Source organism: Amycolatopsis keratiniphila (assembly GCF_000400635.2).
Classification (GTDB): Bacteria; Actinomycetota; Actinomycetes; order Mycobacteriales; family Pseudonocardiaceae; genus Amycolatopsis; species Amycolatopsis keratiniphila.
In genome coordinates, this window is sequence record NC_021252.1 from 1,621,134 (window position 1) to 1,634,879 (window position 13,746).

Here is a 13,746-nt window from a genome sequence, read left to right on the forward strand (position 1 = left end):
TGCGTGCCGGACCGGTCCTGAGTGTCCACATGCGACACTGCGTGTCGATCAGGTGTCCGATTGGCGCCTATATGTACGTTTCTGTGCAGGGTCGTGAGTGGCAAAGAGGGTTAGAACCACCAAAATCACTCACGACCCCCGCGCGAAGTGGTCAAATCGGGCATCTTCTTCGAAGAAGTGTCCCTTATGGACAGGCAAGGGGGTGCGCGCCAGGTCTCTGTGGTGATCATGAACTCGCCGCCGACACCCACACCTCACCACCACCTGGACGAGCGGTCACGTCCGATGAGCGTCGAGGCAGGTGTGCTGGGCAAACGCTGTGACGGCAAAAGGCCGCCCCCGGTGCGAAAGCACCAGGGGCGGCCGTTGTCGGTCGTGAATCAGTGGTGGTAAGCGTGCACGACCGCGTGTCCGGCACCGCGGCCGATGAGCCACTTGTTGACCGGCGTGGTGAGCAGGAACGCGACGAAGAGGGCGAAGGCGAGCGCGCCCCAGAACAGCCAGCTGGCGAGACCGGCCTCCATCGCGCCGGGGACGACGAGCATCACGCCGTTGTCGATGATCTCCATGACGATGATCGACACGGTGTCGGCGGCGAGGGCGACCTTGAGGGCCTGCTTGAAGCCGACGCCCGCGCGCAGGACGCCGCGCATCGTCAGGGTGTAGCCGAAGACGAACGCCAGCGCGACGGCGAGCACGATGGTGGCGAGATTGCCCCAGCCCAGCGCGGTGCCGATCACCATGCCGAGCACTTCGCCGATGGCGCAGCCGGTGAGGCAGTGCAGGGTGGCCGACGCCGCCATACCCCAGGAGACCTTGCCCGGTCGGTGGTGTTCATGGCCGGCATGTCCACCGTGGTGCTCGTGTTCGTGGTGCGAGTGGTCGTGCTCAACCGACATGGTCGTGTTTCTCCTTTGTGGACTGTTCGGCAGGCGCGGGTTCGAGGCCTGCGACGAGATTGAACGAACCGGTGAGCAGGTTGAGGGACACCAGTCCCACCGTGTCGGCGATGAGCTGATCGCTCCAGCCGTGTCGCCGCAATTCGGCGACGTCCTCGTCGCCGATCGAAGACGGTTCGGCGAGCACTCGCACGGCGTACGCGATCAGCGCGGCCTCGCGCCGGTCGGTGGAGGTGCCCTGGCGGGCCAGCGCGATGTCGTTGTCGCTGAGCCCGGCGGCCTGCGCGGCCCGCGTGTGCGCCTCCAGGCACAGCGCGCAACCGATCCACTCCTGCAGGGCGAGTGAGATCTTTTCGCCGAGTGCCCGGGGAAGCTTCGCCCGCTTCATGGCGCGTGAGAAGTCGAGATAGCCCTGAAGGAGCGCGGGGGAGTTGGCCATCGCGGAGACCATCGGGCCCGCCGAGCCACGCCGTTCGACGATGTCGCCGAGCAGCTCGGCGGATTTCGCCGGCGCGTCGGCCGGATCAAGCGACTTGAGACGCTGCATGGCTCCTCCTCGTCCTGCCGGTCGCCGGAACCTTATACCTGTAAGGGGTAACTGTCGAGCTCGGTCGGGTTTCGGTGTCCTCATTGCCGTGCAACGGGTTTCGCTGTCAACGAAGCGCATGTGACGATCGCTACACTAATACCCCCTAGGGGTACTTGTGAGACGGCGTCGATCGGTCTAACTTCAACTCCGCAATACCCCCCAGGGGTAACAAGATCCGGAAAGGACGGTCGTCATGGCGGAGACAACCCCGGACCCGCGACGGTGGTGGGCGCTGGGACTCATCGCGTTGGCCCAGTTCATGGTCATCATGGACACCTCGATCATCGGCGTCGCGCTCCCGGCGATGCAGCAGGACCTCGGGTTCTCCCCGGGTGACCTGTCGTGGGTGTTCAACGCTTACGTCATCGCGCTCGCCGGGCTGCTCCTGCTCGGCGGACGCCTCTCGGACCTGTTCGGCGCGCGGAGGATGTTCACCGCCGGCTGGGTCGTCACCCTGGGCGGTTCCGTGGTCGCCGCGGTCGCGGGCACCGCGTGGGTCGAACTGCTCGGCCGGGTGCTGCAGGGTGCGGGAGCGGCACTGATCGCGCCGTCCGCGCTGACCCTGCTGATGATGTTGTTCGGCGCGCGTCCCCGTGAGCTGACCAAGGCACTCGCGCTCTACGGCGCGGCCGCTCCCGCGGGCGGCACCGCGGGGGTGTTCCTCGGCGGTGTGATCACCGAATGGCTGTCGTGGCCGTGGATCTTCTGGCTCTACGTCCCGATCTCACTGGTCGCGATCGTGGCGACCGGCAAGCTGATGCCGTCCGCCCCGGCCCGGCGTGGCTCGGTCGACATCGCCGGCGCCATCGCGGCGACCGCGGGCCTCGGCCTGACCGTGTTCGGTGTCGTCCGCGCCCCGGAAGCGGGCTGGGACTCGGCCGGCACATGGGGCGCGCTGGCCGGTGGCATCGCGCTGCTCGCGGTGTTCGTCGCGATCCAGCGGAAGCGCGAGGTCCCGTTGGTGCGGCTGGGGATCTTCCGGACGCCGAACCTCGGCGGCGCGAACCTGGCGCAGTTCCTGCTCGGCGCGGCGTGGATCCCGATGTGGTACTTCCTCAACCTGTACCTGCAGCAGGTCCTGGGCTACGGCGCCTTCGCCAGCGGTGCGGCGCTGCTGCCGATGACGGTGCTGATCGTCGTGCTGATGGTCGCGGTCGCGCCCCGGCTGATCGGCCGGTTCGGGCCGAAGAAGATGATCATCGGTGGGCTGTGGGCGCTCGCCGCGGGCCTGGTGTGGCTGTCGCTGGTCAGCCCGACGGGGAACTTCGTGGTCGACGTCCTGCCCGCGTCACTGGTCGCGGCCCTCGGTCAGGCGCTGGCGTTCATCCCGTCACTGGGCACCGCGATCTCCAGCGCGAAGCCGGAGGAAGGCGGGCTCGCGTCGGGCATCGTGAACACCTCGTACCAGATCGGGTCGGCGCTCGGCCTCGCCGCGATGACCGCGGTCGCCGTGTCGGCGGGTGCGGGGCGGATCGGTGACCCGGTCGCGCTGACCGGCGGCTACTCGGCCGCGTTCCTCGGCGCCGCCGGGATCGCGATCGCCGGTGGCTTCCTGGCCATGGCGACCCTGCGCACTCCCAGTGAGGTCAGCGGAGGTGAACCGGCGGTCCGGCGATGACCGGCTGTATCCCCGTGTGGAGGGCGAGACCGATCCCGGTCCGCCCTCCACACGGCGTTTCAGGCAGGGGGCTCTTCCTGGAGCGCGCGGACCTCGACCCGGCTGCGCAACGCACGCGAGGCCTGCTTGGTCCATTCGATCGCGACGTCGTCGTTTTCGGCTTCGATGATCCAGAAGCCGCCCAGGTACTCCTTGGCCTCGACGAACGGGCCCGGGGTCAGCACGGGGCTGTCGCCGGAGTAGTCCACCGTGGTCGCGGTCGACGGCGGCTGCAGGCCACCGGCGGTCACGAACGCGCCCGCCTCCTCGAGGGCGGAGTTGAACGCGCCGACCTCGGCGATGATCTTCTGCAGCTCGGCGGGGTCCATGTCCGCCATCGTCGGCTCCTCGGCGGCGTCGTGGGGAAGGCTCAGGAAGTACTTCGTCATGGTCGGCTCCTCGTTCTCGGTGCTGTGCCGAAAAGCTATGCGGGAGACCCCGGTCGGCGAATCAGTCATCGTGACCGGTATCCGACTACCGGACGAGGCCCGCCAGCTCGGCACGACCGGTCACGCCCAGCTTCGGATACGCCTTGTAGAGGTGGTGGCCGACGGTCCGCGGGCTGAGGAAGAGCTGCGCGGCGATCTCCTTGTTCGTGTGACCGGTGGCGGCCAGCCGGACGACCTGCAGCTCCTGCGGGGTCAACAGGGTGAGCGGGCCGCTGCGCCGGGGTTCGTCGCCCCGCTCGCCGAAGGCGGCCAGCTCACCGCGCGCACGCTTGGCCCAGAGCTCCGCGCCGAGTCCCTCGAACGCGGACACCGCCGCCGCGAGATGGGCGCGGGCCTCGGTGCGACGGCGCTGACGGCGCAGCCACTCGCCGTAGACCAGCTGGGTACGGGCGTGCTCGTAGGGGCCGCCGTGCCGCTCCTGGATCCGCAGCGCTCCGGTGTACAGCGCGTCGGCGTCATCGGTCACAAGGGCCCGGCACCGCAGAGCAAGCCCGGCGACGACCGGGCGGTCGACGTGTTCGGCCCAGTGCAGGAAGGACGCCAACGGTTCGTGGGCTCGATCCGGCTCGCCGGTACGCATGGCGGCCTCCACCAGATCCGGCACCGCGCGCATCAGGAGATCGCGGCTCGCGGGTCCCTGGAACACCTTCTCGAGCCGGTCGGCCGCTTCCTTGAACCGCCGGGCGGAAAGGTCGAGCATGCCGAGTCCCCAGTCCGCGAGCTCGGCGTTGACCCGGTGCCGGGCCCGGGCGCGCGGGAGCACCTCCTCGGCAAGCGCCCGGCAGCGCGCCTCGTCACCCGACACGGCGTGCAGCCACACCTCGATCGACCGGTGTGCCAGGCGTTCGGTCGTGTTGCCGAGTTCGGCGGCCACGGCCGCGCCTTCCGCCACACAGGCGCGGGCATCGGCGAACTCACCGCGGAACAACCGCGCCACGGCGAGCACGTTCAGGGTGTACGGGACCCAGCCCAGCGCGCCGGTGGCCCGCACCTGGGCCAGCATGTCCTCGGTCCCGGCGGCGACGCCGTCGTCGTCCGCGATCATGAGCCCGCCGAACCCGGCCGTGACGCGATGCATCAGGTCGTTCCCGCCGCCGCTCTTGGTGGTGTAGAGGTCGCGCATCGGGCCGACGGCCGCCTCCGGACGTCCGGCGAAGAGCTCCGCCCAGCCGAAAAGGGCGGTGACGATCGGTGCCCAGTCCTCCGGCGGGGTGAACCCGCGCATCAGGTCGACCACGCGCCACAGCAGATCGTGCGCCGCTCCGTGCCGGGCGGCGTGCACGGCCTCGAAGAAGTTGAGCGCGGCGCGCTCCGGATCGGTGTCGCGCACCAGTTCCGCGGCCCCGATCGCCAGCTCCGCGTCGGCCCGAGGGGAGGTGCGTTCGTACTCCACGGCGCCACGCGTGTAGATGGCGTCGGCCCGGATGCCGGGCTCGGTGGTGAGCGAGAGCGCTTCGGCCGCCAGCCGGGCGGCGCGGTCGGCCTTGCCGGCGTCGAACGCGGCCTGGCTGGCGCGGGCGATACGCCGGGCCTTCAGCTCGCGGTCGGCGCTGAGCCGGCCGGCGCGGTCGTACGCGGCGGACACCGCCATCGCGCCGCCCCGGTGCCAGGCCCGCTCCGCCGCGCGTTCGAGTTCGGCGGCCACCGACTCGTCGGGGCTCGTGGTGGCGGCGGCGAGGTGCCACGCGCGGCGGTCCGCGTCGGTCTCCAGTGCGTCGGCGTACGCGCGATGTACCTCGATCCGCCGGTGCAGCGGCGCGTCCTGATAGGCGGCCGCCCGGACCAGCGGGTGGCGGAACGTGATCCGGCTGTCGATCCGGAGCAGCCGGTCGCGTTCGGCGGGCGCCAGATCGCCGGGGGCGCCACCGAGCGCTTCGATCACGTGCAGGATGGTCGCGAGCGGCGCCGCCGTGTCGGCCGCCGCCGCCAGGAGCGCGCGCTGGGTGGGTTCGGGAAGCTCGACGATCTGGCGGCGGAACGCCTCCTGCACGCGGCGGGTCACCGGCAGCGGCCGGACCTGCTCTGCCGGGTCGGGCTCGTCGGTGTCGTGTGCCGCGAGCCGCGACGACCCGAGTTCGATGATCGCCAGCGGATTGCCGCCGGATTCCGCGAGGACCCGGGCCCGTACCGGTTCGACGAGTTCCGGCGCGTGGTCGTCGAGCAGGCGGGCGGCGTCGGGCGCGGCGAGGCCGGAGAGCTCCACGACCTCGATGCCGGCGATCTCGAACGGCGCCGACGTCTCGCGCACCGCGAACAGCATCGCGATCCGGTCGGCCACGAAGCGGCGGGCCGCGAACAACAGCGCCTCCACGGAACCCTGGTCGAGCCATTGCAGATCGTCGACCACACACAGCAGAGGCGCGTCCTCGGCCAGATCGGCGAGCAGAGACAGGGTGCCGGCGGAGATCAGGAACCGATTGGCCTCGTCTCCCTCGGCCAGGCCGAAAGCGCATCGCAGCGCCGTGGCCTGCGGGATGGGCAGGGCGTCCAGCCGGGCCAAGTGCGGAAACAGGAGCTGGTGCAGTCCGCCGTACGCCAGCTCGGAATCGGACTCGACCCCCGCTCCGCGGACCACCCGCATGCCCTCGGCTTCGGCGATCGACACCGCGTGGTCGACAAGGACCGATTTCCCGATTCCCGCCGCGCCCCGCAACGCCAGCACACCGCTTCGCGCGTCACGCGCGTTCGCCAGCAGGCGTCGCACCCGCGCCAGCTCGACGTTCCTTCCCACCAGCGACATGGGGTCACCCTAAAGGGGTCCGTCAACCGAGGTCGCCGAAAGCCTTGGCCAGTTCGTCCGGACGGCACGGCGCCCCGAAATGGTCGCCCACCGCCAATTCGGCCCCGGCGTCGAGCCAGAACCGCGCTTGCCCGGCGGTCGTCAGACCGTCCACGATCACGTCCGCGCCTGCCCGGTGCGCCAAACCCGGCAGCTCCCGCAGCAGGCCGGCCACCGGCGAGTCCGGCCCGGCCCCGTCCGACGGCTCGCAGTCCAGCCGCACGCCGTGCGCCGGCAGGCCGGCCAGCATGGCCAGCGCGCCGTCGCCCAGCCCGCGGACGCCGATCACCGGCCGTACGCCCAGGTCGGCCAGCGCCCGCAGGTTGTCCCCGGTCTCGCCGAGATCGGCGGCGAGGGCGAGCATGGGCAGCTCGATCAGCAGCCGCTCGGCCGGGAACCGCGTCTCCTCCAGTACGCCGACCACCCGGGTGAGCAAGTCCGTGTCGGCCGCCTGATGCGGGCTCAGGCTGACCAGCAACCGCAGGTCCCGGTCCAGCCGTTGCCGCCACCAGCCCACCTGACGGCAGGCGGTGGCCAGCAGCCACTGGCCCAGCGGCAGCATCAGCCCGGTGGTCTCGGCCAACCGTCGGCACTGCCGGTCGGTCAACGGGTCCACCCCGGGCGGATCCCAGCCGAGGAGTACCTCCACCCCGTGCACCGCGCCGTCGGCCAGCCGCACCAGTGGCCGGTACCGCGCCTCCACGTCACCGTGCTCGAAAGCGCCCGGCATGGTCGCGGCCAGCGCGTCGGTCTCGCGGTCGAGCCGGTCCTGTTCGGGATGGGACAGCTCCCACTGCCCGTGTCCGTTGGCCTTGGCCCGGCGCAGGGCCTGGTGGGACTCGCGCAGCAGGTCGGCGGCTTCGCGATCCTGGGCGGGGCGGCTGACCACGCCGATGCTGACCGACAGGGCCAGCCCGTGCTCGTCCACGTAGGCGGGCTCGGCGAGTTCCCGGCGCAACTCGTGCACCAGGTGCACCGGGGCCGGGGTGCTCGGCGCGTTCTCCACCAGCACCGCGAACTCCGCACCGCCGAACCGGGAGATTAGGGCCTTTTCCCCGGCCAGCACGGATTTCAGCCGCTGGGCCACGATGACCAGCAGCTGTTCGGCCACGCGCTCGCCGAGTCCGTTGCGCACCACCGCGAAAGCGTCCAGCTCCAGCCGCAGCAGCGTCACGCCCAGCTCCGGATCGGCCTTGCTCAGCGAGGTCTCCATCCGCGTGCTGAAGCACTGCCGGTTGGGCAGGCCGGTGAGCACGTCGTGCAGGGCCTGCCTGCTGAGTTCGTTCTGCAGCAACAACAACTCGGTGCCGTCTTCGACAACGGTGACGAAATGACTCGGCTCGTCCCCGGCGCCTCGCAGCAGCGAAGCGGTCAAGGACACCGACACCGGCTCGCCGTCGCGGTGCAGCAGCCGCTGGGACTGCTGGATCCGCTCGACCTTGCCCGCACTCAGTGCGCGGTAGTCCTCGCGCAGCACCGGCCGGTAGTCGGGGTGTACCAGCTCGAACAGGTCGCGTCCGGTCAGCTCGTCCGGGGCGTGCCCGAGCATCACGCCCGCGGCGGCGTTCACGGTGACCAGCGTGCCGTCCAGGCCGGCGACCAGGATGCCGCTGGCCGACGAGGTCGCGACCTCGTCGAACCGCGCCTGCGCCGTCCGCAGCTCGTACTTGGCGTCCCGCACGGCCTTGAGCATGGACAGCTTCAGGCTTTCCTGCTGTGCCAAGGTGGCGTTCTGCGCGGCCACCACCACACTCGCGGCCAGCGCGCCGAGCACGCCCACCACGCGTTCGGCGAACTCTTCGGCGGGCTGGAATTCGGGCAACGTGAGCAAGCCTTTGCCGAGGACACCCATGGTGACGGTGATCGACTGCCCGCTCGCGCAGTTCAGCTCGGCGAGCCGGGCGCCCGCGGCCTCCAGCGCACCGGTGCTGCCAGGCGAATGCTCCTGCCCGCTCTCGTACACCTCGGCGCACAGGGCGTCCAGCAGCGTGGCCAGCTCGGCCTCGAAGCTCGCGTGCACCAGCGGGACGTAGCCGATCCCGCCGAGCAGGTAGGCCCACTTGCGCGCGAGCAGACCACGCTCGCGGCGCCCGGGTTCGGGCGGCGGCTCCGGGATCGGGTGTCTGCCGGGGTCGGTCATGGGTTCAGGACTTCCGTGCCACGCCCGCGTAGATCAGTTCGTTCCATGCCGGGTCCTCGGCGATGTCGGTGGGCCCGGCGGGCCGCCAGCTGCCACAACCGACCAGGCCCGGCTCGACCAGCGTCAGATCCCCAAGCAGGCCAAGGACTTCGTCGTGGGAGCGGGTGTGCGGCACCTCGCCGCGCCGCGCGGCCATCTGGTCGCTCGCCACGGCGAACGACTCCTGATGCGCATCGGCCGAGATGTGCGTGAAGGCGAGCAGGCTCCCGGGAGCCAGAGGTTCCTGGTAGGCACGCACCAGCCCGGCCGGGTCGTCTTCGTCCGGGATCCAGTGCAGCAGCAGCATGCACAGCAGGCCCACCGGTTCGGAGAAGTCGATCAGCCGCCGGACTTCCGAGCTGCCGAGAACCCCGGCCACGTCGCGCACGTCCGCGTGCAGGACCGCGGAGCGGTCGTCGCCCGCCAACATCAGTTCTCCGTGCGCGACCGCCACCGCTTCCTTGTCGACGTAGACCACCCGGGCGTCGGGGGCTTCTCGTTGGGCGATCTCGTGCACGTTGCCCACGGTGGGGATTCCCGCGCCCAAATCGAGGAACTGCCGGATCCCTTGCGCGATCATGAACCGCACCGCCCGGCCGAGGAAGGCGCGGTTGAGCCGCACCGACTGCCGGATCCAGGGCAGGGTGCGCTCGAGATGATCCGCGGTAGTGCGATCTTTTTCAAAATTATGGTTGCCGCCGAGCCAATAGTCATATATCCGGGCGACGTTCGGTGTGGCTGTATCGACTCCGGCCGGGACCCAGTCCCGTGTATCCGCCATCGCGCACCTCATCGGTTCGGGAGACGGGACAGCATACCCACTTCGCCGACAATGGCTTAATCCGTCTAACGTGGCCGGGTCTTACCCGATCGGGTGCTGCCGACACGGCGGCTCGCCCCGTACCGTGGCGGACTTCCGAATTTCCGCCAATGCCAAGGAGTTCTCGTGCCCGTCGGGGTGGCACCCGGCCGATGGCCCGTGCTGGGACACACACTCCCGCTGGTCCGCCGTCCGGTCCGATTCGCCGGCGGACTGCGGGAACACGGCGACGTGGTCAAGGTGTCATTGGGGCCATTGCAAACATATTTCCTGACGAATCCGGAATTAATTCACCGAGTGCTGGTGACGAACGGATCGAGCTTCGGCACCGGGATCATGTTCCGCAAATTCCGCCCGTACGCGGGCAACGGCCTGGCCTTGTCCGACGGATCCTTTCACCGCAGGCAGCGCAAACTGATGCTGCCCGCCTTCGACCGGAACCACCTGCGCCGCTACGCCGAACTCTGGGTCCGGGCGACGACCGCCCTGACCGCGTCCTGGCGGCCGGGCGAGGTACGGCGGATCGACGCGGACATGCAGGCGCTGGCCATGACCAACGTGGGCGAGGCGCTGTTCGGCACCGAACTGGGGGAGGCGGCTATCAGCGAGGCCCGTCGCTCGATCCCGCTGGTCATCCGGCTGGGCATGTACCGGGTGCTTTCCCCGGGTTTCGCGGAGAAGCTGCCGCTGCCGTTCAACCGCCGCTTCGACGAGGCCACCACGCGGATGAAGGCCGTGGTGCACGAACTGATGGCGGGCCGCGACGCCGACACCGACCACGGCGATCTGCTGTCCACGCTGCTGCTGGCCAAGGACGCCGAGACCGGGGAGCGGATGACCCGGGAGCAGGTGCACGACGAGGTGATGACCCTGCTCACCGCGGGCACCGAGACCACCGCGCTGATCCTGGCCTGGGCCTGCCACGAGCTGGGGCGCAACCCGGATGTCGCGGACCGGATGCGGGCCGAGGTGGACCGGGTACTGGACGGGCGCCCGGTGACCTTCGACGATCTGCCCGCGCTGGTCTACACCGGTCAGGTGGTCAGCGAGGTGCTGCGGCTGTACGCGCTGTGGATCCTGATGCGCCGGACCGAGCAGGAGATCGACCTCGGCCCGGTGCGGCTGCGGCCCGGCGACGAGGTGATGTTCAGCCCGCTCGCCTTGCACACGGATCCCCGGTATTGGGACCACCCGGACGTTTTCGATCCGGACCGCTGGGCCACCGACCGGGTGCGGTCGTTGCCGCCGGGGGTGTTCATCCCGTTCGGCAACGGGATCCGGCAATGCATCGGCCACCTGTTCGCCCGGGCGGAGGTGGTCATCGGCCTGGCCACGATCTTCGCGCGGTGGCGCCTCGAACCCGCCGGCCCGGTCCGGGTGCGGTACACCACGATCGCCTACCCGCGCGGCCTGCCGATGACGGTGCGCCCGAGGGATTAGGCCCCACAAAGGAGAATTTCGTGCGTTTTCGCTTGCGTCGCCTCGCCGCCGCGGTGGCTCTTCTATGCACGGGAGCGGTGCTCGTTCCCCTGCGGGCCTCCGCCGTCGAGGCGGCGTGCCAGGACCTGAACATCCCGGTGTCACTGGTGGACGTGCCGCTGCTGGGACTCAAGGACCAGACCATGTACGGCAGGCTGTGCGTCCCGCCGGGCGGCAGCCGCACCCTGCACGTGCTGGTGCCCGGCGGCACGTACAGCTCGGCCTACTACGACCCGGCCGGTCTGCCGGAGACCCGATCGTTCCGCAAGGCGGTGAACAACGCCGGGTACGCGACCCTGTCGGTGGACCGGGTCGGCTCGGGCCGCAGCTCGAAGCCGCTGAGCGGGCTGCTGACCGCGAGCGCGCAGGCGAACGCGGTGCACCACGCCATCCAGGCGATGCGGACGGGCAGGGTGGGGCCCAGGTTCGACAAGATCGTCCTCGTCGGGCACTCACTCGGATCGGCCACCGCGATCATCGAGGCGGCCACCTTCCGCGACGTGGACGGTGTGGTGATCACCGGGTTCACCCACCGGGTCGCCGCGCTGACGGTGATGCCCACGCTGGTCGCGCTGGGTCCGGCGTTGCTGGACGAGAAGATGTCCAAGGTCGTCGGGCTGGATCCGGGCTACCTGACCACGACAGCGGGTATGCGGTACACCGCTTTCCACGATCCCGGGCCGTTCGACCGGCAGGTCATCGACGTGGACGAAGCAGGCAAGGACCTGATCGCGACCGGTGAGATCATCGACGCCGTCCTGATCGGTTTGGTGCTGCCGTACAGCAGGCGGATCACCGCGCCGGTACTGGTCGCCATGGGGGAGAAGGACAACGTGTTCTGCGGCCCGCCGGCCAGCGACTGCTCCAGCGCGGAAGCCCTGCGGCAGGGCGAGGCCGGGTACTACTCACCCGAGGCGAGGCTGCGAACCTTCGTGGTGCCGGGCTACGGGCACTCGATCAACTTCGCACCCAACGCGCCGCTGCTGCACGACGCGGTGACCGGCTGGGCGAACGAGATGGTCGGGAGGTAGCGACCGCCTGGGTGATGACACCTCGCCGGCGGCCCGGCTACAACGTCCCTTCGAATACGACAGCGCCGCCGGCGTCACGCGCTTGAATACCGACCCCTTGCGGGAACGGATCGTTCATCTCCTTCGGAAGGAAGACCACGAAGGTCCTGTCGACCACATCTGTCGTCGAGGTCCGTCCGGCGCCGAAGTCACAGGTCACCGTCACCGCCGTCTCCGGCAGCAGGGTCCCGGCGTACGGCGTCCGGGCGTTGCCCCGTTCACCACCGTCTTCCACGCCGCCCAGTGTCTGCATCGGGATGGTCCGTGGCCGCGTCGGCGGGAGCTCGAAATGATCTTGGTAGACGCGCATCTTCATCCGGCCGGGACGCCGCGGGTCCGGAACGGTCGTGCACGCCAGGCTCCGGTCGCCCAACCGGCCGAGTACGACCCGATAGCCGTCCTTGTCCAGTAGCGCGCCCGGCCGGTAGCCCGCCGCGTCGGAGACGGCGTCCACCGCGCCGGACAGGCATTCGCCCAGCGCGAGTCCCGCGGGCGAGGTCCGGTCGGCCGGGGCGATCGGGCGATCGACGGCCGAAAGCAGCGGCGGGGGAGCCGGCGGCAGGGTCGTGGTCGTCGCTCCGGCGGGTCCGTAAACGGACAGTCGCGTTTTCGCGGGGGCGGTCCAGGTGAACGAAACGAACTGATGGGTGAGCGGCGACGCCTCCAGGGTGTCCCCGCCGCCGGAATCCTCGGCCTGGAAGGCGAGACCCGCACCCGGCCAGGACGGATCCAGCACCCCGCCGATCAGTCCGGTCGCGCTCTGCACGAGCAGCCCGGTGCGGGTGCCCGGCATGTACGCGGGGGCGGCGTCCGGATCGGACACGGTCACGGTGGTCAGCGTCGTCTCGCAGAACATCGGCTTGCCCGCCGCCGTCGCGGCGACGACCGAAACGCCCAGCATGACGTCGGTGAACAGGGGGACCCATTCCTCGCGCGGGGCCAGCCGGTCCGACTTGCCCGCGGCCCGCACCGCCGCCCAGCAGCGGTCGAGCGACGACGTCGCCAGCGCGGTGTCCAGAGTGAGCCCGCCGGCCGCCGGTTCGGGGCCGGGGGCCGCGCCCTGCTGACGGAGCGACTGCGCCGCGGCGGCGACGCCGGACGCGACGAGAACGACCGCCGCCGCGGCGGCGTACCAGACGCGTGCCCTCCGCCGCGGCTTCGCGATCCCCTCGCGGACGGCCGATCGCATCCGGGCGCGGACGTCGTCCGGCATCGCGTGGTGAGGCGGGTACACGGGTTCGTCGCTCATTTCTCCTCCAGCAACGTACGCAGCCGGGCTCGTCCCCGGGAAAGATGGGCGCGGACGGTGACCTCGGCGATGCCCAGCAGCTCCGCGGCGTCGGCGATGCCCACCTCGGCGGCCAGGCAGAGTTCGACGACCTCGCGCTGCGATTTCGGCAGCGACCGGACGGCTTCGGCGACCTGCTTCAGCCGGCGCTGGCCGTCGATCTTCTCGGCCACCGAGTCGGCGTGGTCGGATACGGCAGGCTGGGCCGGGATCTTCCCGAGCAGCCGCAGCCGGCGGCGAGCACCGCGGTGCTCGTCACGGGCGACGTTGGCCGCGACCGTGTAGAGCCACGGCAGGGCGCTGTCCCGCACCAGGGTCACTTCGGCCCGCCGCCGCCACGCGATGAGGAACGTCGTGGACGCCAGGTCCTCGGCGCTGCTCCACGAACCGGTCAGGCGATAGGTGTAGTTCCACAGCGTCTCGGCGTGCCGCTCGAACAGCTCACTGAACGCCCCCTCGTCGCCGTCGGCCGCGCGGGCCCACAGTTCCCGGTCACCGGTCTGTTCCACCGGTTCTCCCAACCCGATCGCAAGGTTG

The 13,746-nt window shown here is 70.4% G+C and carries 11 protein-coding genes; 3 read left to right on the forward strand and 8 right to left on the reverse strand.

Features of this window, described 5'->3' with window-relative positions; genetic code table 11:
* Positions 1 to 380: 380 nt before the first annotated feature.
* Together AORI_RS48685 and AORI_RS48690 are read right to left on the reverse strand one after the other, a co-directional pair.
* Positions 381 to 899: a DUF4396 domain-containing protein gene (locus AORI_RS48685; RefSeq protein WP_016331929.1), complete on the reverse strand. Its 519-nt coding sequence runs from the start codon at positions 897 to 899 to the stop codon at positions 381 to 383.
* Entirely contained in the window at positions 889 to 1,446 is a 558-nt protein-coding gene (locus AORI_RS48690) for a carboxymuconolactone decarboxylase family protein (protein WP_016331930.1), read from the reverse strand. The genes AORI_RS48685 and AORI_RS48690 overlap by 11 nt, the downstream gene beginning before the upstream one ends.
* A 235-nt stretch (positions 1,447 to 1,681) precedes the next feature.
* On the opposite strand from AORI_RS48690, the gene AORI_RS48695 reads away from it, so the two are divergent.
* Positions 1,682 to 3,106, forward strand: coding sequence for an MFS transporter (locus AORI_RS48695; protein ID WP_016331931.1), 1,425 nt, complete (start codon positions 1,682 to 1,684; stop codon positions 3,104 to 3,106).
* 59 nt (positions 3,107 to 3,165) lie between these two features.
* Here the strand turns inward: AORI_RS48695 and AORI_RS48700 are convergent, their stop codons facing one another.
* The 4 genes from AORI_RS48700 to AORI_RS48715 form a co-directional block, all read right to left on the reverse strand.
* Entirely contained in the window at positions 3,166 to 3,534 is a 369-nt protein-coding gene (locus tag AORI_RS48700) for a YciI family protein (protein WP_016331932.1), read from the reverse strand.
* A gap of 85 nt (positions 3,535 to 3,619) precedes the next feature.
* Positions 3,620 to 6,334: an ATP-binding protein gene (locus tag AORI_RS48705; protein ID WP_016331933.1), complete on the reverse strand. Its 2,715-nt coding sequence runs from the start codon at positions 6,332 to 6,334 to the stop codon at positions 3,620 to 3,622.
* 22 nt (positions 6,335 to 6,356) lie between these two features.
* Entirely contained in the window at positions 6,357 to 8,513 is a 2,157-nt protein-coding gene (locus tag AORI_RS48710) for a putative bifunctional diguanylate cyclase/phosphodiesterase (protein ID WP_016331934.1), read from the reverse strand.
* Between the two features lie 4 nt (positions 8,514 to 8,517).
* Entirely contained in the window at positions 8,518 to 9,333 is an 816-nt protein-coding gene (locus tag AORI_RS48715) for an SAM-dependent methyltransferase (RefSeq protein ID WP_043847948.1), read from the reverse strand.
* Positions 9,334 to 9,498: 165 nt separating this feature from the next.
* Here AORI_RS48715 and AORI_RS48720 point away from each other — a divergent pair, with 165 nt between their 5' ends.
* Together AORI_RS48720 and AORI_RS48725 are read left to right on the forward strand one after the other, a co-directional pair.
* A complete protein-coding gene (locus AORI_RS48720; RefSeq protein WP_043847949.1) occupies positions 9,499 to 10,812 on the forward strand; it encodes a cytochrome P450 in 1,314 nt (437 codons plus the stop codon).
* A 20-nt stretch (positions 10,813 to 10,832) separates the two neighbouring features.
* Positions 10,833 to 11,882, forward strand: a complete 1,050-nt coding sequence (locus AORI_RS48725) for an alpha/beta hydrolase (RefSeq protein WP_043847950.1) — start codon at positions 10,833 to 10,835, stop codon at positions 11,880 to 11,882.
* A gap of 37 nt (positions 11,883 to 11,919) precedes the next feature.
* Here the strand turns inward: AORI_RS48725 and AORI_RS48730 are convergent, their stop codons facing one another.
* The gene (locus AORI_RS48730) at positions 11,920 to 13,170 is read right to left on the reverse strand and encodes a hypothetical protein (protein ID WP_016331938.1); all 1,251 of its coding nucleotides are present in this window, start codon (positions 13,168 to 13,170) and stop codon (positions 11,920 to 11,922) included.
* The gene (locus AORI_RS48735; RefSeq protein WP_016331939.1) at positions 13,167 to 13,718 is read right to left on the reverse strand and encodes an RNA polymerase sigma factor; all 552 of its coding nucleotides are present in this window, start codon (positions 13,716 to 13,718) and stop codon (positions 13,167 to 13,169) included. The genes AORI_RS48730 and AORI_RS48735 overlap by 4 nt, the downstream gene beginning before the upstream one ends.
* Between the last annotated feature and the right edge of the window lie 28 nt (positions 13,719 to 13,746).